The 18,780-nt window shown below is 61.4% G+C and carries 18 protein-coding genes; 16 read left to right on the top strand and 2 right to left on the bottom strand.

All coding sequences use genetic code 11. The features are described 5' to 3' along the window. The first annotated feature begins 6 nt into the window (after positions 1-6). The 13 genes from G6N83_RS05015 (at position 7) to G6N83_RS04955 (ending at position 14,970) form a co-directional block, all read left to right on the top strand. A complete protein-coding gene (locus G6N83_RS05015; RefSeq protein WP_165139947.1) occupies positions 7-1,467 on the top strand; it encodes an aldehyde dehydrogenase family protein in 1,461 nt (486 codons plus the stop codon). A gap of 48 nt (positions 1,468-1,515) precedes the next feature. Beyond that, on the top strand, positions 1,516-2,508 hold the full coding sequence (locus G6N83_RS05010; protein WP_165139945.1) for a phosphotriesterase family protein: 993 nt from the start codon (positions 1,516-1,518) through the stop codon (positions 2,506-2,508). Between the two features lie 18 nt (positions 2,509-2,526). Beyond that, positions 2,527-3,543, top strand: coding sequence for a phosphotriesterase family protein (locus G6N83_RS05005; RefSeq protein WP_165139943.1), 1,017 nt, complete (start codon positions 2,527-2,529; stop codon positions 3,541-3,543). A 2-nt stretch (positions 3,544-3,545) separates the two neighbouring features. Then, complete coding sequence (locus tag G6N83_RS05000; RefSeq protein WP_165139941.1) at positions 3,546-4,172, top strand: cysteine hydrolase family protein; 627 nt, start codon at positions 3,546-3,548, stop codon at positions 4,170-4,172. After that, positions 4,169-5,692, top strand: a complete 1,524-nt coding sequence (locus G6N83_RS04995; RefSeq protein ID WP_165139939.1) for a GMC family oxidoreductase — start codon at positions 4,169-4,171, stop codon at positions 5,690-5,692. Before G6N83_RS05000 ends, G6N83_RS04995 begins: the two co-directional genes overlap by 4 nt. Then, positions 5,689-7,110: an amidase gene (locus G6N83_RS04990; protein WP_165139937.1), complete on the top strand. Its 1,422-nt coding sequence runs from the start codon at positions 5,689-5,691 to the stop codon at positions 7,108-7,110. The genes G6N83_RS04995 and G6N83_RS04990 overlap by 4 nt, the downstream gene beginning before the upstream one ends. Next, positions 7,110-8,459, top strand: a complete 1,350-nt coding sequence (locus tag G6N83_RS04985; RefSeq protein ID WP_165139935.1) for an amidohydrolase — start codon at positions 7,110-7,112, stop codon at positions 8,457-8,459. The genes G6N83_RS04990 and G6N83_RS04985 overlap by 1 nt, the downstream gene beginning before the upstream one ends. Continuing rightward, entirely contained in the window at positions 8,456-9,481 is a 1,026-nt protein-coding gene (locus G6N83_RS04980; RefSeq protein WP_165139933.1) for a phosphotriesterase family protein, read from the top strand. The genes G6N83_RS04985 and G6N83_RS04980 overlap by 4 nt, the downstream gene beginning before the upstream one ends. After that, positions 9,471-10,892 carry an amidase gene (locus G6N83_RS04975; RefSeq protein ID WP_165139931.1) on the top strand — a complete coding sequence of 474 codons (1,422 nt, stop codon included), beginning with the start codon at positions 9,471-9,473 and terminating at the stop codon, positions 10,890-10,892. The genes G6N83_RS04980 and G6N83_RS04975 overlap by 11 nt, the downstream gene beginning before the upstream one ends. Before the next feature lie 120 nt (positions 10,893-11,012). Beyond that, positions 11,013-12,083 (top strand): extracellular solute-binding protein, encoded by a 1,071-nt coding sequence (locus G6N83_RS04970; protein ID WP_165139929.1) that lies wholly within the window; start codon positions 11,013-11,015, stop codon positions 12,081-12,083. Positions 12,084-12,173: 90 nt separating this feature from the next. Then, positions 12,174-13,046, top strand: coding sequence for an ABC transporter permease (locus G6N83_RS04965; protein WP_165139927.1), 873 nt, complete (start codon positions 12,174-12,176; stop codon positions 13,044-13,046). Between the two features lie 2 nt (positions 13,047-13,048). Beyond that, entirely contained in the window at positions 13,049-13,915 is an 867-nt protein-coding gene (locus tag G6N83_RS04960; protein WP_165139925.1) for an ABC transporter permease, read from the top strand. Beyond that, the gene (locus G6N83_RS04955; RefSeq protein WP_165139923.1) at positions 13,912-14,970 is read left to right on the top strand and encodes an ABC transporter ATP-binding protein; all 1,059 of its coding nucleotides are present in this window, start codon (positions 13,912-13,914) and stop codon (positions 14,968-14,970) included. The genes G6N83_RS04960 and G6N83_RS04955 overlap by 4 nt, the downstream gene beginning before the upstream one ends. Before the next feature lie 26 nt (positions 14,971-14,996). Here the strand turns inward: G6N83_RS04955 and G6N83_RS04950 are convergent, their stop codons facing one another. Beyond that, entirely contained in the window at positions 14,997-15,488 is a 492-nt protein-coding gene (locus G6N83_RS04950; protein ID WP_165139921.1) for a RidA family protein, read from the bottom strand. A 113-nt stretch (positions 15,489-15,601) separates the two neighbouring features. Between G6N83_RS04950 and G6N83_RS04945 the strand changes: the two genes are divergently transcribed. From G6N83_RS04945 to G6N83_RS04935, 3 genes are read left to right on the top strand one after another with little or no spacing between them, the layout of a single operon-like run. Next, positions 15,602-16,378: an amidohydrolase family protein gene (locus G6N83_RS04945; protein WP_165139919.1), complete on the top strand. Its 777-nt coding sequence runs from the start codon at positions 15,602-15,604 to the stop codon at positions 16,376-16,378. Then, positions 16,375-16,833, top strand: coding sequence for a cytidine/deoxycytidylate deaminase family protein (locus tag G6N83_RS04940; protein WP_206535825.1), 459 nt, complete (start codon positions 16,375-16,377; stop codon positions 16,831-16,833). Before G6N83_RS04945 ends, G6N83_RS04940 begins: the two co-directional genes overlap by 4 nt. Positions 16,834-16,836: 3 nt before the next feature. Continuing rightward, the gene (locus G6N83_RS04935) at positions 16,837-17,517 is read left to right on the top strand and encodes an alpha/beta fold hydrolase (RefSeq protein WP_165139917.1); all 681 of its coding nucleotides are present in this window, start codon (positions 16,837-16,839) and stop codon (positions 17,515-17,517) included. On the opposite strand, the gene G6N83_RS04930 is transcribed toward G6N83_RS04935, so the two are convergent. Further along, entirely contained in the window at positions 17,510-18,778 is a 1,269-nt protein-coding gene (locus tag G6N83_RS04930; RefSeq protein ID WP_165139915.1) for an amidohydrolase family protein, read from the bottom strand. The two genes, G6N83_RS04935 and G6N83_RS04930, sit on opposite strands and share 8 nt — an antisense overlap. Positions 18,779-18,780: the final 2 nt, after the last annotated feature.

Genomic DNA, 18,780 nt, shown 5'->3' with positions numbered 1-18,780 from the left:
CACCATATGAGCATTCGCACTGACGCCACGACCCTGCCCGAGTACGAGCCGTTCTTGATCGCTGGTGAGTGGACTGCGCTCGGAGAGCGCGATGTGCGCCAGGTCATTGACCCGGCGACTCAAGAAGTCATCACGACTGTTGCCGACGCGACAGTCGCTGATGTCGATGCCGCCGTCACGGCCGCTGTCGCCGCTCACGAAGATCGCCGGTGGCGGGGACTCGCACCACTTGAGCGCACCCGCATCCTGAACCGCGTGGCTGATTTGATCGAAGAGAACCTCGAAGAGCTCGCGGTGCTCGAAACTCGCGACAACGGCAAACCGATCGAGCGCTCTCGCGCCGACACGGCAACCGCCGCGCGCACCTTCCGGCACTTCGCCGGAGCACCCAGTCGCCTCACGGGATCGGTCATTCCGATCGATGACGGCGGCCACCACGTCTACACCGTCATGGACCCGGTGGGCCCGGTCGCGATCATCCTGCCGTGGAACTTCCCGATCATGACGGCGGCGTTCAAACTGGCTCCGGCGCTTGCCGCGGGATGCCCCGTCGTCGCTAAGCCGGCCGAGGACACCCCGCTCACCCTGTTGCGACTCGGCCGACTGATGGAGCAGGCCGGAGTTCCTGCCGGTGTGGTCAGTATTCTGACCGGCGATGGCCGCGTGGGCGAAGCGCTCACTGTGCATCCCGGAATCGCAAAGGTGACATTCACCGGTTCGACAGAAGTCGGGCGGATGGTGATGCACAGTGCCGCTGATGACTTCAAGCGTTTGACGCTCGAGCTCGGTGGAAAGAGCCCCAACATCGTGTTCGAAGACGCCGACCTCGATGCCGCTGTGCTGACAGCGATGCGGGCATCGTTCGGGCACTCTGGCCAGATGTGCACGGCAGGGAGTCGCCTGCTCGTGCAGCGATCGATTCTGGAGGAAATGACGGCGCGGTTGAGCGCTGCCGTCAAGAAGGTGCCCGTCGGCGACGGCCTAGACGGTGGCATCACGGTCGGCCCACTCGTATCGGCAGAACAGCAGGAGCGCGTGCTCGGCTACATCCAGGTCGGTATCGATGAGGGTGCGACGTTGATCTCGGGCGGCGGCACGCGTGGGCCGGGCTTTTACGTCGAACCCACGCTGTTCAGCAACGTGACGAACGACATGCGCATCGCGCAGGAAGAGATCTTCGGCCCCGTCGTTGGGATCATTCCGTTCGACGATGAAGCCGATGCGCTCCGGATCGCGAACCAGACTGCGTACGGACTCGCTGCAGGAGTGTGGACGCGCGATCTTTCGCGTGCACACCGGATGGCCGCAGGCATCAACGCCGGAACCGTATGGATCAACACATACAACATCTTCGACCCGGCATTGCCGTTTGGCGGCGTCGGCGTATCGGGCGTCGGGCGCGAACTCGGAGACGAGGGCCTGCGCGGATTCCTCGAGCCGAAGAGCATCGTTATGGCGATTTCGTAGCCCGGAGCACACACCGTTATGGATTCTTCGAACAGCAGCGTGAACACGGTGACCGGTCCGATCGGGCCCGATCAGCTCGGCGTCACGCTTCCGCATGAGCACGTCTACATCAACATGACGTTGACGACACCGGCGGATGGCTATCTCAGCGTTGCTGCCGAGATGTCCGAAGAACTGCAGCAGTTTCGAGCGGTGGGAGGCTCGACGCTCATCGATCTCACGAACGGCGAGCTGAGCGACTATGCGGCCCCCATTGGATGGAGTGATGATCTCGCCGTCATGCAGCAGAATCCGCTCACGGGGTCTCGATCGATCGCCAACGTCTTGGCGACGAAAGAGCTGAGCGAGCAGACCGGTGTGCAGATCATCTTGGGTACCGGCCACTACTACGGCACGTACCTCGACAAGAGTTGGTTCGATCGAAATTCCACCAACAAAATCGCCGACTATTTAATCGCTGATCTTCAGGACGAGATTCCCGGTACCGGAGTGCGCGCGGGTGTGATCGGGGAGATTGCATCCGACCTCTCTCACATCAGCACTGCGGAAGAGCGCTCCTTCCGGGCGGCAGCGCGCGCAAGCCGTGAGACGGGGGTGATGGTCTCAACCCACGCCGCCACTTTCCCGACCGGCCTCGCGCAGCTGGAGATCATGACCGAAGAGGGTGTTGATCCGTCGCGTGTGGTGATCGGTCACTCAGACACCGTTAAAAGCGTGGACTACTCACTTGAACTTCTACGCCGTGGTGCGTTCGTGCAGTTCGACTGCCTCATGACGTGCCGCGTAGACGGCATGCTCGTTCGCTCGCAGCTCGATCGACGCATCGACTACCTCCAGACGATGATCGACGCCGGGTACACCGACAAGATCCTTCTCTCGCACCATGTCTGCCAGCGCTCGCACCTTCACGTACTCGGTGGGCCCGGCTACACGTTCTTGTTCACGGAGTTTCGCGACTACGCGATCGCTGCGGGCATCTCGCCCGAGATCCTCGACACGATTCACCTCGACAATCCGCGCCGCGCACTCTTCGGCGCCTAGCGGGGGAGAAAGTACCCGATGCCTATCCACACCGTCCTGGGGCCGATTGCGGCATCCGATCTCGGCCAGACGTCTATTCACGAACACGTGTTGAGCGACTTGCGGCTCTGGGCCAAGCCCGCGCAAGAACCGCGGCCCGTGGGTGTGGAGATGGGGCCGGAGCTTCGGGCGTACCTCGCGTGGAATGCGCTCTCGATCCCCGAAAATCTTGTGCTCGACGACATCGATGTTGCTGTGGCAGAGCTCGCTACCATCACCTCTGCGGGGGGTTCGGCCGTTGTCGAGCTCACTCTCGGCGGCATGGGGCGAAGGCTTACCGACCTGATCGAGGTATCTCGGCGCTCGGGTGTGCACATCTGCGTCGGCGGGGGTACCTACGTCGAAGAAACCTTGACCGACGAGGTCCGCGCCCTGAGCGTCGACGGACTCACCGAACGGTTTCTCTCAGAGCTCCGCGACGGAATCGACGGCACCGGCATCCGGCCGGCGCTTTTGGGCGAGATCGGCACGAGTTGGCCGATCACCGAAGTCGAGTGGCGAGCTGTTCGTGCCGCCGGCCGTGCCGGTTCGCTCACCGGTACCACCGTTTACACCCACCAGTCGTTCCGCGGGGCGGGTGGTGTGCCGGTGCTCGAAGTGCTTCTCGACGAGGGAATGCCGGCTGATCGCGTGATCATCGGCCACCTCGACGAGCTTTGGGACAAAAACTACCACCGCGACATCGCGCAGTCGGGGGCGATGCTCGCCTACGACACGTTCGGCTCCGACTTTTATTACGGCTCGACAGCAATGCGAAACCCGACGGATGCCGAGCGCCTGGCGATGGTGGAGTGGTTGCTGTCAGAGGGGTACGGCTCGCAGCTTGTCATCGGCGCCGACCTTTGGACGCAGGCAAACCTTCACCGCAATGGCGGCAACGGCTACGACCATCTCTTCCGTCGCATCGGACCGGCCATTTCTGCGCTCGCCGGCGACGAAGCGATGGCCGAGCAGATTCTGATTCATAACCCGCGACGACTTCTGGAGCGACCATGACCATGCCTGATTCTGCACGCGCACATATCGTTGGTCGGCCCGTGCTTATCGTCGTCGACATTCAGGGCGGCTCGACCTCCGCGGACTTCGGCGATGGCGGCATACCTTCCATGTCGGGTCGTCAAGAGCGAGCAGCGCGCGTTCGCACTCTTATCGCTAACGCGCGCGCCGCAGATGTACCGGTCGTCTTCATTCAAGAAGTCCACAAGCGATCGCTTGTTGATATCGGCCGTGAACTTGATGGCGCTGAGGGAATTCACTGTCTCGAGGGCGATGCCGAGACCGAGCTAGCCTCATGGCTCGAGCCTCAGCCCGACGAGTTCGTGATCCGAAAGCGTCGCTATTCGGCGTTTTTTGGCACTGAGCTGGAGATCGCGCTCAAGGCGTATCGTGCCGATACCGTCGTGCTCGTGGGAGGTTTGACAGACGTCTGCATCCACTACACGGCGGTCGACGCTCACCAGCACGACTACCACGTGCGGGTGGTGAGCGACGGTGTTGGTGGATCTACCCCGCGGGCTCACGACTACGCACTCGAAGCGATCCGATACCTGCAACGTGATGCTCTTATCGACTCACGGGATATGAACGCGTGGTTCACCTCGCGTTCGAACGGCAGTATCGAATGACGGACACCTTGCCGCGGGAGGCTGAATACGTTGTCGTTGGTGGCGGTACGGCCGGAAATGTTGTTGCTGCGCGGCTCGCCGAAGCCGGCCTCGACGTTCTCGTGCTGGAAGCTGGGCCTGATTTCGGTGCGGAAGGATCGGAGGCGTGGCCTGCCGATCTGATCGACGCGACGCGATTGGGTCGTTCTCACGACTGGGGTTACGACTCCGGTAGCACCTACCCGTGGCCGGTGCGATTCGAACGCGCCAGGGCGATCGGCGGGTCGAGTGACTTCAACGGCTGCACCCAGACGTGGGGCCACCGTCGTGATTACGACTCGTGGGCGGAGCGGGGGCTCGCCGGGTGGTCTGCCGACGAACTTTCTCCCCTGTTTGATGAGGGCACGCGCCGCATGCGGGTGCGTCAGTACCGACCTGACGAGCTAACGCCCTGGCAGAACGCGTGGTACGAAGCGGCACCGTTCGTCGGGATTCCACAGGTACCCGACCTCAATAACCTCGATGAAGCTGTCGGGTTCGCGCCTGAAGCCGTCAACATTCAAGACGGTGTGCGGGTAAATTCTGCTTTTGCCTATCTCGATCCTGCGCGGGGCCTGCATAACCTGACGGTGGTTGGCGATGCGCTCGTAGATCGAGTCATGATCGACAACGGGCGTGCGACGGGAGTTGTCGTTCGACACCATGGCGCGGTGCACACCGTTTACGCCCATACCGTGATTCTTGCTGGCGGTACATATAACTCCCCCACGATCTTGTTGCGCTCGGGGATCGGTCCGTATTCGCAGCTCGCGCCGCTCGACATCGACGTCGTAGAGCATCTTCCTGGTGTCGGTGAGAACTTGCACGATCAGCCGTTCTTGCTCATGAGCTGGGAAGGATCAGATGAGATGACTCGCGCCATGGCCGCAGCTCGCGCTGCGGGATGGGCACCCGATGAACAGGCGATGGGCAAGGCGGCATCGAGCTTTGAGCATGAGGCCTTCGACCTTCATTTCCTTCCGTATAGCCCCACACATCGGGGAGATGCGAAGCGCTGGAGCATCGGCACCTCTGCACTGCAACCGCGATCACGAGGCTTCGTCAGAGTGCAGAGCGCTGACCCGGAGGCGAAGCCGGTCATCGACCATCGGTTCTTGTCAGATAGCGAAGGGGTCGATGTTGCCATGCTGGTTGAAGGAGCCGAAATTCTGCGTGAGCTCGCGGCTTCACCGGCACTCGCACCGCTCGTCGGACCTGAGATTCACCCCGGCCCCGAGAGCTTCTCTCGCGAAGCTCTCGTTGCGCATATCTACCGGCATCCCGATAACTACTGGCACCCCGTAGGCACGTGTGCGATGGGGGTCGCGTCAGACCGGTCTGCCGTTGTCGACGCACGTGCGCGGGTACACGGCATCGAGGGGCTTCGTGTTGCTGACTGCTCGATCATGCCGCAGATCCCACGTGCAACGACCGCGATGCCCGCCATCGTTGTTGGCGAACGAGTCGCCGGTTTTCTCTTGGAAGAGGCAATGTCCAGATGACTCAGCTCACTGAAATGGATGCCGGCGCTCTCGCCGATGCAATTCGCACGAGGGTCACGTCAGCGACAGAAGTCGTGGACGCACATCTGCGTCGCATCGAGCGATTGAACCCGGTGATCAATGCGATCGTGTCACTGCGCGCTCAGGAAGCTCTCGACGATGCTCGCGAATGCGATCGCCTGACCGCACGTGGACTTTCGCGAGGCGCATTCCATGGTGTCCCCATGGCGGTCAAAGACCTCATGGATGTCACGGGGCTTCGTACTACCTACGGATCGCGCATCTATGCCGACAACATTGCGCGCGCGGATAGTGTGATTACCGGAAAGCTCCGTGCTGCGGGGACTGTGTTTGTCGGCAAGACGAACACTCCGGAATTCGGTGTTGGCTCTCACACCTTCAATGACGTCTTCGGCGTCACTCGAAATCCCTACGATCTTTCTCGTTCTGCGGGAGGTTCGAGCGGCGGGGCCGCGGCCGCCGTGACGAGCGGCATGCTCCCTATCGCCGATGGTTCTGATCTTGGCGGGAGCATTCGTAACCCTGCTTCGTTTGGAAATCTCGTCGGGCTGCGTCCGACTGCGGGACGGGTCGCGTCGGCACGACCCGGTAATGCGTGGGATCCGGGTTCTGTTCTCGGCCCCATTGCGCGGAGCGTGCGGGACGCAGCACTGTTCATGTCGGTGGTATCGGCACCAGAGCGTCGAGCGCCGCTGTCCATCGACGAAGACCCATCGCTTTTTCTCTCGCTTCAGCCTCGATCTTTCGAGGGCAAGCGAATCGCCTTTAGCGCTGACCTTGGCGGCTTGCCTCTCGACACCGAGGTCCGCGCGGCGACCGAGGAGGCGGCTCGACTTGCCGAGCGGCTGGGAGCAGAGGTTGTTCCCGTCGACATAGATATGCGCGAGGCCGATTTCGTCTTCGAGACCTTCCGCTCCCTCGAACTGCTCGATGCGCATGACGAAGATGCGCGACTTCGACCGAACCTGGTCAAGCAGACGGTGAAAGACGATATCTCGTGGGCTGATGACTTCACAGCAGACACAATTGTGCGCGCCGCATCCGCGCGTACTCAGCTGTTCCGGCGGTTCCAAGCACTGTTCGAAGAGTTCGATCTCTTGCTTGCACCCTGCGTGCAAGTGCTGCCGTTCCCCGTCGATTGGGAGTACCCGGCTGAGATTGATGGCGTAGCGATGGACAAGTACTACTCGTGGCAGCGGTCCTGCAGTCGTATCACCGCGACAGCGATGCCCGCACTCTCGATGCCGATGCGGTTTTCGGAAGCGGGGCTACCCATCGGTGTGCAGTTCGTCGGGCCATACCGAGGAGATCGGCTACTCCTGGAGTACGCCCTGACCTGGGAGGGCGCCGTCAGCGATGTGATTTCGCGCAGGCCCTTCCCGATTGAGGAGAGCTGATGGATTGTCAAGAGCGTATTGTGATCGCTCCCGTTCTCACGATGGACCCTGAATGTCCACGCGCGGAGGCCATGGGGATCATCGGCGACCGAATCAAGATCGTTGGCACCTATGACGAGGTGCGAGCGGCCATGCCCGACGATGCCGATGAAGTGCACCACGAGGGTGTCGTACTCCCCGGACTCATCGACGCACATTTGCATATGGAGCGCGGCGGACTGAAGGCGCTTGGATATGCGCCCGGCATCGCGAGCGTCGATGAATTGATAAGCGAGATGGCCGAGCGTTTCGATGATGATGATTGGCCCGGCGAGGATGAGCCGACGCTGGAACAGCGTGTTGATGGCCTCCGCCTCGTGCAACCGTTTTTTCATGCTCTCGGGATCACAGGCGTGGTCGATCCTGCGACGACTCCAGACGAAATGCGCGGCTACCAGGAGGCCCACCGGAGCGGCTATCTCACGATGCGTACCGTCGCGATGCCCTATCTAGAAGTCGGCTCTGACGACACACCCGATGTGGACGCCGTCATTGCGCGGCTTTCTGGAACCGGGGTATCGACCGGGTTCGGCGACGACATGCTCCGAATCGGGCCGATCAAGGTCTATGCCGACGGAGAAGCGCTCAAAGGACAAGCGTTCCTGGAGGAGCCGTGGGATGACGGCGGATATGTCGGGCTGCAACGAATCAGCGATGACGATCTCGCTCGGCTGGTCTCGTGGTGCGGAGAGCACGATTGGGGCGTGGGAACCCATGCCGTTGGGGGTGCCGCCGTCGCCGCTGTCATCGCGGCTTACCGCAAAGCCGGCAGTGCCATAACTGATCGACGTTTCCAACTCATCCATGCTTACCTCGAGCCGAGCGCGCAGTCCATAGCAGCAGCCGCCGAGCTCGGGATCGTCGCGTCGCTGCAGCCCTCGATCATCTGGCACAACGGCCGCGGACTCAGGAAAACGCTGGGCGACCGTGCTGAAGTCGCGAACCCGGTGCGCAGCTGGCTAGACGCCGGTGCAATCGTCGCGTTCGGATCCGACGGACCATTTTTTGCCTTCGACCCGCGCCATCTGATGTGGCAGACGGTCACTCGTCGTGTCGCGAATGAGGATCAGCCGCTGAGCGCGACGGAGGCGATCACGATGGGAGAAGCGCTCGCTGCCTACACGACTGGTGCCGCGTACGCGAGCTTCGCAGAGCACTCCAGAGGAATGTTGCGTGCGGGAATGTACGCAGACTGGGCGCTGTGGTCAGACGATCCGACAGCGGTATCGGTAGACGCAGTCCGAGAACTTCGCGTTCTCCACACCGAAGTTGGCGGTCGTTGCGTCTACAGCGAGCGGAGTGCCAAATGATTGAGACAGTCCTTGGCCCGATTCGCCCCGACGAACTTGGTGCTGTTTCGACCAATGAGCACGTGCTCACCGACTCCCGCCACCTTCAGCGCGCTGCGCGTGATGGTTCACGCTTGGACGGGCCGCTGACCATCGACATGCTCGGCGATCTGCGCTGGAACTGGCTGGGTTCTTCCGACAACTTGACTCTCGATGATCGGGACCTCGCCGCTGCGGAACTTGCGAGGGCAGGCGCCGTTGGCCTCACGGGAATCGTCGAAGCTACGTCGTGGGGAATGGGCCCGCGCCACGCCGACCTTCCGGACGTTGCGAAAAGTGCCGGCATACACATCATTTCCGCGTACGGGAGCTACATCGACAAGACGCTTCCCGAGTGGTGGAGGGATCAGACCGAGAGCGAGATGGAGCACGCATTCCGCGTTGCTTTGACCCAGGGCGTACCTGGCACAAACTTTCGCGCCGGAGCGCTTGGACTCTTGGGTACTAGCGCGACTCCATTGGAACCCGAGCAACGTGCGCTCCGGGCCGCGGCCCGGGTGGCGGTTGAAACCGGATGTGCCATCAGCATCCGGCTGGACGCGGCTGCCCGGCGTGCGGGCGAGATCATCGACACGCTTACGGCAGAAGGGGTCGCCGCCGACAAAGTGCTGCTGTGCAATATGGATAAGGTTCTTGACCTCTCCTACATTTTGAGCGCTGTCGACCGTGGCGCAGTGATCGAGTTCGCCTTCGGCAGCGAGAGTAACTTTGCCGACCGCGCTCGCGACGCGACCGATGTCGAACGCCTTGACGCGCTCGTGGCGATCTTGGACCGGCGGCCCGATGCTGCTGTCACTCTCTCGTGCTCGGTCTGGACTAAGGGGCAACTCGCACGCTACGGCGGCATGGGTTACTCGCACGTGGTTCAGCGCGTCGCTCCGACTCTCGAACGGCTCGGCGTGTCGCGCGATCGCGTCCACACGATGCTCGTCGATCGACCCGCACTGCTTTTAGATCGAAAGGACAACAACGATGACAAATGATGAGCCGTTGCACTACTGGTCGGCGACCCGGCTCGCAGCTGGTGTCCGCACGCGCGAAATCTCTGCCGAAGAGGTTATGCGTGCTCACCTGGCGCGAATAGAACAGCACAACGAGGACATTCGCGCGATCGTCGCGATGATCCCAGAATCGGAAGCCCTCGCGGCTGCACGCGATGCTGACCGCGCGGTCGCTCGCGGCGATGAGGTTGGGCCCCTGCACGGGTTACCCACCGGAGTGAAAGACCTCATGGATGCCGCTGGGCTCCCGACGACTCACGGCTCCGCAGCGCACAAGCACGCCGCTGCGGCTACGAGCGATGCAATGGTTGTCGCTCGCATGCGCGCTGCTGGCGCAATCGTCATCGCCAAAACGAATACGCCGGAAGCTGGACTCGGGACGTTGACCTTCAACCCGATTCACGGTGTGTGTGTAAATCCCTACGACACCTCACGCCACGCCGGTGGATCCAGCGGAGGTGCAGCTGCCGCGCTCGCCGCTGGGATGCTTCCGATTGCCGATGGTTCTGACAGCGGCGGCAGCTTGCGCTATCCCGCAGCATTTTGCAATGTCGTCGGAGTACGCCCATCCCCGGGGCGCGTGGCGAGCGGTCGACTAGATAACGGTTGGACCGCGCACGGGGTGCTCGGGCCGATGGCTCGTTCGAGCGAAGATGCGGCTCTCGGTCTCGCGGCGATGGCAGGACCCGACCCGCTGGCACCAATGTCGATCGCAGAGGACCCGAGGCAGTTCCTTTCGGTCGCTGCGTCGCGTCCAGAGACTGTCACTATCGGCTGGAGCAGCGACGCTGGGGGTGTTCCCATCAGCGATGAGATTGCTCGCACTCATGCGCAAGCGCGCGCTGACCTTGAAGCTGCGGGATATCGGATTGTCGACCTCGAACCCGACCTGTCTGGCGCGGAGAGCGCGTGGCAAACGATAGAGCTGTTCAATTTCTTCGCCGCCTATCGCGAAGAAGCGGCGCGGCATCCTGAGTTGATGCGGCCGGATCTGGTTCGCAATATTCGCGAGGGCGAACAGATCACCGCCGCCCAGCTCGCAGACGCGCTCAGTGTGAGAACTGCCATCTTCCGGCGCACCGAGCGCCTCTTCGACGACGTCGACCTACTCGTGTTTCCGGCGACGCCAGTGGTCGCCCCACCCGCCGAGGTCGAGTGGGTAGACCGTGTAGGAGATGAGGTTTTTGAGCGCTACTTCCGGTGGCAGATGCTTGCCAACCGCATAACGGTGACAGCGCATCCGGTCGTGGTTACACCGGCAGGTTTCCACGCAGGCATCCCCGTTGGGATGCAGGTCGTTGGGCGCCATCGTTCCGAAGCTCGCTTGCTGGGCCACACCGCGGGCATAGAGCAGGCGCTGGGGCACATTACCCGTCGCCCACAGCTCGCGTAAGGGTGCGGTTCGGCGGCGTATTTACGTGACCGTAACGTGGTGGATATCGAAAGAGGATCCACAGCAGCAAAGATTGGATCCACTGCACCACTTCCCGACTCTCATCAAGGAGTGCACCACATGCCACGAAAATCACGGATTCGCCGCGTCGCAGCGGTTGGAATTGCCGCCACTGCTGTTCTCACGCTCGTTGCGGGATGCTCAGCTGACGCAGGCTCGACGGAGTCGTCGGCTTCATCGGACCTCAGCGGAAACATCATCTGGGCGGACTATGGCGGTCCGACCAACGAGAGTCGCCAGGTCGCATACTTTGACAGCTTCTACGACGAGACCGGCGTTGAGGTTGTGTCGACTTCGATTGAGGATGCGATCTACCTCGGCATCCTCGACGGCGATTCCCCGGACTACGACATTTTCCAGGCCGGTGCATCCGATGTGTTGCCTGACACCTCCAACGTTCTCGAGATCCCGGAGAGCGCCCAGGGAGACCTGTTGCCCGAAAATATGCAGCCGTACTACATCGGTGGGTTCATCTTCGGCGAGGCCCAGGGGTGGTTGACTGACACGTTCCCCGATGGTGGACCGCAGGATTGGGTCGACTTCTTCGACACCGACAAATTCCCCGGAAAGCGCGCGTGGCCAGGATCGCCGGGAAGCTTTGATGCGTCCTACGAGATTGCCCTCCTCGCAGACGGTGTTGCGGCAGAAGACCTCTATCCGCTCGACATCGAGCGCGCGACGGCAAAGCTCGACACGATCCGTGATGACCTCGTTTTCTATCAGTCATACCCTGAGGCTCAGCAGTTGTTGACGAGTGGTAGCGTCGCGATCGCGGTGACGGTTACTGGGCAGTTCCAGGCGCTCATCAACGCTGGCGAGGATGTCACCGTTCAGTGGAATGAGGCGTTCGCCGTGCCGTCGGGCTTTGTGGCATCGAATCAGGTAGAGAACACCGATGAGGTCATCGCGCTCGCAGAGTGGATGAACGACCCCGAGCGCCAGGCCGTCTTCACTGAGCGCACTGGGTATGGTCCATCGAACTCGGCAGTCTTCGACTACCTGTCGGAGGACGTTCAGGGGAACATCGTCAACTCGCCCGACCACACCAACCTGATCTATTGGGACGACGAGTGGCGCGGCGCGAACTACGAAGACCTCGTCAACTCTTACACCGACTGGCTCGCAGGCTAAAACAGGCCAGTCAACGTGAGGGGTGGTCGTCTTCTGGCGCCACCCCTCACATCCACATAAGCTCTCCCTTCAATCCAGGAGCCTGAACCTGTGACTACGACACCCGTGACCGTGGCAGTGCGAACTGCGTCACGGTCAGCGCGCGCGGCCGGCAGCGCTACAGAGTCGAGATGGTTGCTCTGGCCACCGCTCGTCTTTTTTGCGCTCGCCCTAGGAGCGCCACTTGTGATGCTCCTCATCCAGTCCTTCGAAACTGGTGGTAGCGCATATATGGAGATGTTCGATGTCGCGGCGTTCCCCGCGGCACTCGTGCGCACAGTGGTTATGGCCGCAGTTGTCATGCTCCTCACTATGGTGTTCGGAGCCTTTTACGCGCTCGCGATCATGGGTTCGCCCCTATGGCTCCGACTGACGCTGCTTGCCGCTCTCCTGCTTTCGCTCTGGACCTCAGTTATGGTGCGATCATTCGGCTGGGTGCTCTTGGAACTGCCGAAAGGTGCCCTGTACTGGTTCCTGAACCTGCTGGGCTTGCGTGATGAGCCGCTGGACTTCTATCAGACGACGATCGGCATGTATCCGGCGATGATCGCGGTCATGCTCCCGTTTGCGGTGCTTCCCATGATGTCGGCGCTGCAATCGATCGATCATGAGCAACTCAACGCGGCGCGCGTGTTCGGCGCCGGCGAATTGCTTACGTTCCGAACAGTCACTTGGCCGCAAATTATTCCCGCGATGATTAGCGGCGGCGTCTTGGTGTTCGTCATGTCTCTTGGTTTCTACGTCACTCCGTTGCTTCTGGGGGGTCCATCGAACTTGACGGTTTCGGGTGTCATCAACGCGCAAATCAACCAGGCCAACCGACCTGATCTTGGTGCTGCCATGAGCATTTTGCTGGTCGGCGGCACAATGCTCGTCTACCTGATTGCCGATCGACTCTTCAAAGTCAGTGAGAAGTGGGGCTGATCGTGGCTACGACTATTGGACGCTCGTTGGGTTGGTATCGCTGGCCTATCGCATTCATCGCGGCGCTCACGAGCCTCCTGCTCATCGTCCCCTTCCTGATTTTGGTATCGACATCGTGGACCGAAGGCAGCTTCATCAACTTCCCGCCGGAGGGGTTCTCGCTGCAGTGGTACGCGGAGGTGCTGACTGATAAAGGCTGGATGGGATCGTTCGTTCTCTCGCTGTGGACAGCTTCGCTTTCGACGGCTATCGCCACTGTTCTGGGAGTTGCCGGGGCTGTAGGCATCACCCGAGTAAAGAGCAGGGCGACTCAGCGGTGGCTTCGCACAATGTTCATTGTTCCGATAGCGCTGCCGCCTATCGCATACGCGGTCGGCCTCTACGGCGTGAATTCGAGCCTTGATTTTCTGCGGGGCACCCTCGTTTCGCTCATACTCGGCCACGCCCTGATCGCACTCCCGTACGTGTTTGTCATCGTTTCCGGTGGTGTTGCCCGCATCGACCCCTCCCTGCGGCCGGCAGCCGCGACACTTGGTGCCCGCTGGCCGCTCATCCTCTGGAAAGTCGAGCTGCCATCCTTGCTGCCCTACGTGTTGTCGGGGATGCTGTTTGCCTTCATCGTCGTGTTCGACGAAGTGGTCCTCGCAGTCTTCCTCCTTCCGCCGGGCATGCAGACCCTCCCTTTGCGGATGCTGCACGCGTCGCAAGAGGCGTTTTCGCCTGAGCTCACCGCTGCATCGACACTCGTGTCATTGCTCGCCATCGTGGTGTTGGCGATCATTCCGCTGACGAACGCGGCGCGGGCGCGCAGGCGACGTCGGCCCCGCGCACGACCCAACCAACCTCACCTCGAAGGAGTCGTCGAATGACGATCGCGCTCTCGATTTCAGACATCAATGTGACGCTTGGGCACAATCATGTGCTCAAAGGGGTCACTCTTGACGTGCGCCCAGGCGAATTTGTCACGCTCTTGGGCGCGAGTGGCTCGGGTAAGTCGACCTTGCTCAACGTGATTGCAGGGCTGCAACGTGCCGATTCCGGGCATGTTCTCTTCGATGGCCTCAATGTGGAAGACATGCCGCCGCAGAAACGCAATGTCGGGGTGGTTTTTCAGTCCTACGCGCTTTTTCCGCACATGTCGATCGGTGAAAACGTTGCATTCCCACTGCGGGCCGCACGGCGCCCGCGAAAGGCACGCCAAGATGTTGCGAACGAGATGCTGTCGCTTGTTCAGCTTTCAGACATGAGCGATCGATCGCCCGCATCGCTTTCGGGCGGTCAACGACAGCGGGTCGCACTTGCTCGCGCGCTCGCGGCCGATCCAGGCATCCTTCTGCTCGATGAGCCGATGGCCGCTCTCGATAAACAGCTTCGTGAACAGATGCAGGTTGAGATCACGCGCATTCAGCGAAAAGTTGGCATTACAACAGTCTCAGTGACCCATGATCAGACCGAAGCTTTGACGATGTCTGACCGTGTAGCGATTATGCGAGACGGGCTTCTCGTACAGGTTGACTCACCCGAAGCGCTTTATCGGCGCCCCGTGGATGAATATGTCGCGAGCTTTCTTGGCGAGGCAAATCTTCTGCCGACGGTGGATGGCAAACTCATCGACGAGACGCCCTCGGGCGCCCACGATATCGCGGTGATTCGTCCCGAAGACCTTGCCCTCGTGACTTCTGATCTGCCCGCCCCGGCCTGGTCTATCGAGGGCATCGTGCGATTGGTGAGTTTCCAGGGCACGCGATACCGCCTCGAACTTCTGACCTCAGCGGGGCGCAAGATCGTCTGTTCGCTACCGACCACGATCGACCCAGCTTCTCTCAGCGCTGGAGCCGTTGTACGCGTCGCCTGCAGCGATGCATCGCACGTGCACGTCATCAAAGCAGCATCATCAACCGAGAGCGCTGTCCGCGCGGCCTAGCCGCGCGGACAGCGCTCTCGGTGACGTCAAGATGTAGGAGTCGCCTCGAGGCTCAGCCACAGTTCGAAGCAGTTGTTGCGTGACAGCGCGGTTGCGCCGATCGATGCGCGTCCGACGCTGCCCACTTCGTCACCGAAGACGTCGAGCAGTAGATCGGTCGCTCCGTTCGACACAAGATGCAGGTCCTCGAATCCCGGCGGGCAGACGACGAAACACAGGGCGCGCGACAAGCTCACGACGTTGTTCAACGAGCCAACGGCCAAACGGATCATGCCCAAGGTATGAATTGCGGTGAGGCGCGCCGCAGCGTAGCCCTCCTCGATCGAGACATCGACGCTGACCACGCCGGGATTCAGCCGGTCGCCGACCCGGTTCTCCGGGGTGAGGCCCGCGAGTTCAATGAGCGAACCAATGCGATGGAACGGCTTCATCCGTCCGTATCGTCGCCCGAATGGCGGGTCGGAGTAATCGGGGATATCAAGCCCTAGTTCTTTTACGCGATCTTCTGGTGTCGTCATGAGCTCTCCAAAATATGTATACGATTAAGGCTACTATGGATCCATTCCGGGATGTGGCAGGGTCTTCGCATGGCCTTCTCCGCTACGAAAAGACATCAGAAAGGTGACTGATCGTGATCATTGACGCGTACAACACAACACAGGATGTTCGGGGACGCTCTGACTACCTCACGGGTGCGCGACCCGGCCAGCAGCCTCCCGAGTACGTGCCCTTTGATCCACAGCGGATTCTCGACCGGATGGACGCCGCGAACGTTGACATGGCGATGGTGTGCTCGCTTGCGCAACGTATCGAGAATGAATTCATTATCGGTCTGCAGTCATCCCATCCGGAACGCTTCATCGGATTCGGGCAGGTTCTACCGCAGGCAGATGATGCGATCGACCAGATTCGCCGCCTCGCGGAGGCAGGCATTCGAGGACTGAAGCTTCACCCGAGTATGCACGGGTATCACGTCGCTGATCACGGACTCTTGGATCCAGTGTTCGACGCGTGTGCAGAACACGGCATGGTCGTGCTCGTGAACGCTTTGGACGACGCGTTTTGTGCACCACTCGCTATTGAGGAGATCGCGAAAGGCCACCCAGACGTCCCGACGATCATCGCCCATATGGGCGCTGTCTGGAACGTTCCCGAAGCGATCATCGTTGCGGAGCGCCAACCGCACGTGTATCTAGAGACGTCGGCGACGCTGATGGCTGACGTCAAGCGTGCGTATGCGCGACTAGGCCCGTCGAAGATCCTTATGGGCTCGGAATGGCCAGGGTCTGACTTCGACCTCGAGCGGTTCAAGATTGCGAAGGCAGTGCCGGATGAGGCCGACCGCGCGCTCATCGAAGGCGAAAACTTCGCTCGTATCCTCGGTATCGAGACCGGTCAAGACCAGTGACTCGTCCACTCGCATCAACACCGCCCACCATGCTTCCCGAAGATGCGGAGCTGATGATCGTCGCGCGTGAGCTACTTGACGCTGTCTACGTGCCCGGGCGTCACGAAGTGGCATCTGCGATGCGCACGCGCGACGGCCGAATTGAGACGGGCGTGCACGTGGATGGGTCTGCGCGTCGAAGTACCGTGTGCGCGGAAGGCGTTGCGGCAGGCAACACAATCGCGCACGGCGGTGAAGTTGTGAGTATCGTCAGTTTGCTACGACGGCAGGGCGGCACCACGCACGTCATCGAACCGTGTGGAGTGTGTGCCGACCTGTTAGCAGACTATTGGCCCCGCGCGAGGGTTTGGGTGACGCAGGGTGACGAGATCGTCGAGATGACGGTGAGTGATCTGCTCCCCGCGAAGCGCACGCGCGTATGGAGCGGCGCGTCAAAGCCGCACCGACAGGAGTAAGAAATGCACGTTGTTCTCGTTCACGGCGCCGGCGGCAGCCCCGCAAGCTGGTCACTCGTCACTCCGCTGCTCGAAGCGGAGGGTCTTACTTTTTCTGTTGCCGATAATCCCTCACAGTCCCTCCGAGACGATGTCGAGCGGGTCATCGAGATCATTGAAGCGGCAGGAGACGACATTCTTTTGGTGGGGCACTCTTATGGAGGGGCTGTCATTAGCAACGCTGGCCGCCACGAGAGAGTGCGCGGGCTGGTTTACATCGCCGCTTTCGCTCCCGATCAAGGGGAGTCAGTTCAAGATATCGTCACACGCTATCCGGCAGCTGAAGTCGAATCCTTCATGACCCGCGGGCCAAACGGCGAGTGGCTTTGGGGCGATAGTCCCGCTGCTCGAGAGGCGCTCGCATGGGACGTCCCCGCTGAAGTGTGGGATCGACGGGAAGAAGACCACCGGGAGTCGGCAGACGCCATCTTTACTGATCTCACCGGCGAACCTGCATGGCGTGATCTACCGGCGTGGTACCTGTTGGCGACGAGAGACAAGCACATTCGCGTCGAGGCTCAACGTGACATGGCGGCACGTGCCGGTGCGTACGTCATCGAGGTTGAATCGAGCCACGCTGTTCCCCACGCGGCTCCCGCACGTGTGCTCGACGTCATAGTGCGTGCGCTTGCCGCATCTACGTGAGCGCATCAAAACTCGGGTAGAGATCATCCACGTCTTTTACCGCTCGTCCGGCCTGCACGACTAGTCGAATTGATCTCGGGTCACCGAGGGCCGCGATGTCCGACATCGGATCTGTCTTGATGAGGACGAGGTCGGCCACTTTTCCGACCTCGATTGATCCCACGTCGCCATCGAGTCCCATGAGTTCGGCGCCGCCCAGCGTTCCGGCGCGGAGGGCCTCTAGGGGACTCAACCCGGCCCGAACGAGATGACTGAGCTCAACCAGATTTCTCCCGTGCGTGTGGATGCCAGCATCCGTCCCGAGGGCAACTCGCACCCCTGCGCTGAGCGCATCCCGAATCGACGTGATGGCGCGTGCGCGTCGCGGGTCTTCTTCTGCCGCGCTCCATCCGGTCCGCAGAAGCGTGCTGAGTGTCGGTACGAGGAATGTGCCGCGTTCGATCATGCTCGCCACGGTGCTCTCGGACAGGTCGTATCCGTGTTCGATGCTCGTCGCGCCGCCGAGGACAGCTGCCTGCGCACCCGCGTCATTCTGCGCGTGCGCCGCAACCGGTTGACCTTGGCGACCGCCGAGTTCGGCCACGATCGCTGCAACGTGCTCTAGGGGGAGTCCTCGATCGGCCGGATCATCATGAGGAGAGCTCATTCCGCCGGATGTGCATACTTTTATGACGTCTGCACCAGTGCGCACGAGCGCGCGCACTGACTTCACGACATCGTCGATCGTGTCCACGACGGCCCAACCCGGAGTAGTGGCCCGTTCTGCCCAGAGCGGGAGCGAACCATTCGCCATCACTGGATCGGCATGGCCTCCCGTCGGCGAGAGCATAGCGATGGCGAGGTGCAGGCGGGGCCCGATAATACTGCCCGCAGCGATACTCGAGCGGTAGCCCGGAGTGAGCCCACTCAAATCTCGTGCAGTCGTGACACCCGCATCGACCGTGGCATGAAGATTTCCCAGCGCTGCGATGACGTGCTCTTCGGGGAACCACGATCGTTGCTGCTCGGTGGGAACGTCCGTGCTCATGCTGAGGTGCACATGAGTGTCGATAAACCCAGGCGTAAGATAGCCGCCGCTGACATCGATCGCGGTGACACCAGCCGGGTCGCGGCGGCGGCGCCTGCCGACGTAGACAATTCGTCCGCGGGCGACCTCGACCTCGGCATCAGCGAGTGGGTCGGCTGACGTGCCATCGAAGAGTGTGGCCCCGACGAGACGATAGTGACTATCAGCGCGAGGACTCGTGGGTAGGCGGGCCATCG

Source organism: Microbacterium endophyticum (assembly GCF_011047135.1).
Classification (GTDB): domain Bacteria; phylum Actinomycetota; class Actinomycetes; order Actinomycetales; family Microbacteriaceae; genus Microbacterium; species Microbacterium endophyticum.
The sequence above is the reverse complement of the archived record's forward strand: the minus strand, read 5'-3'. Positions and strand labels throughout refer to the sequence as shown.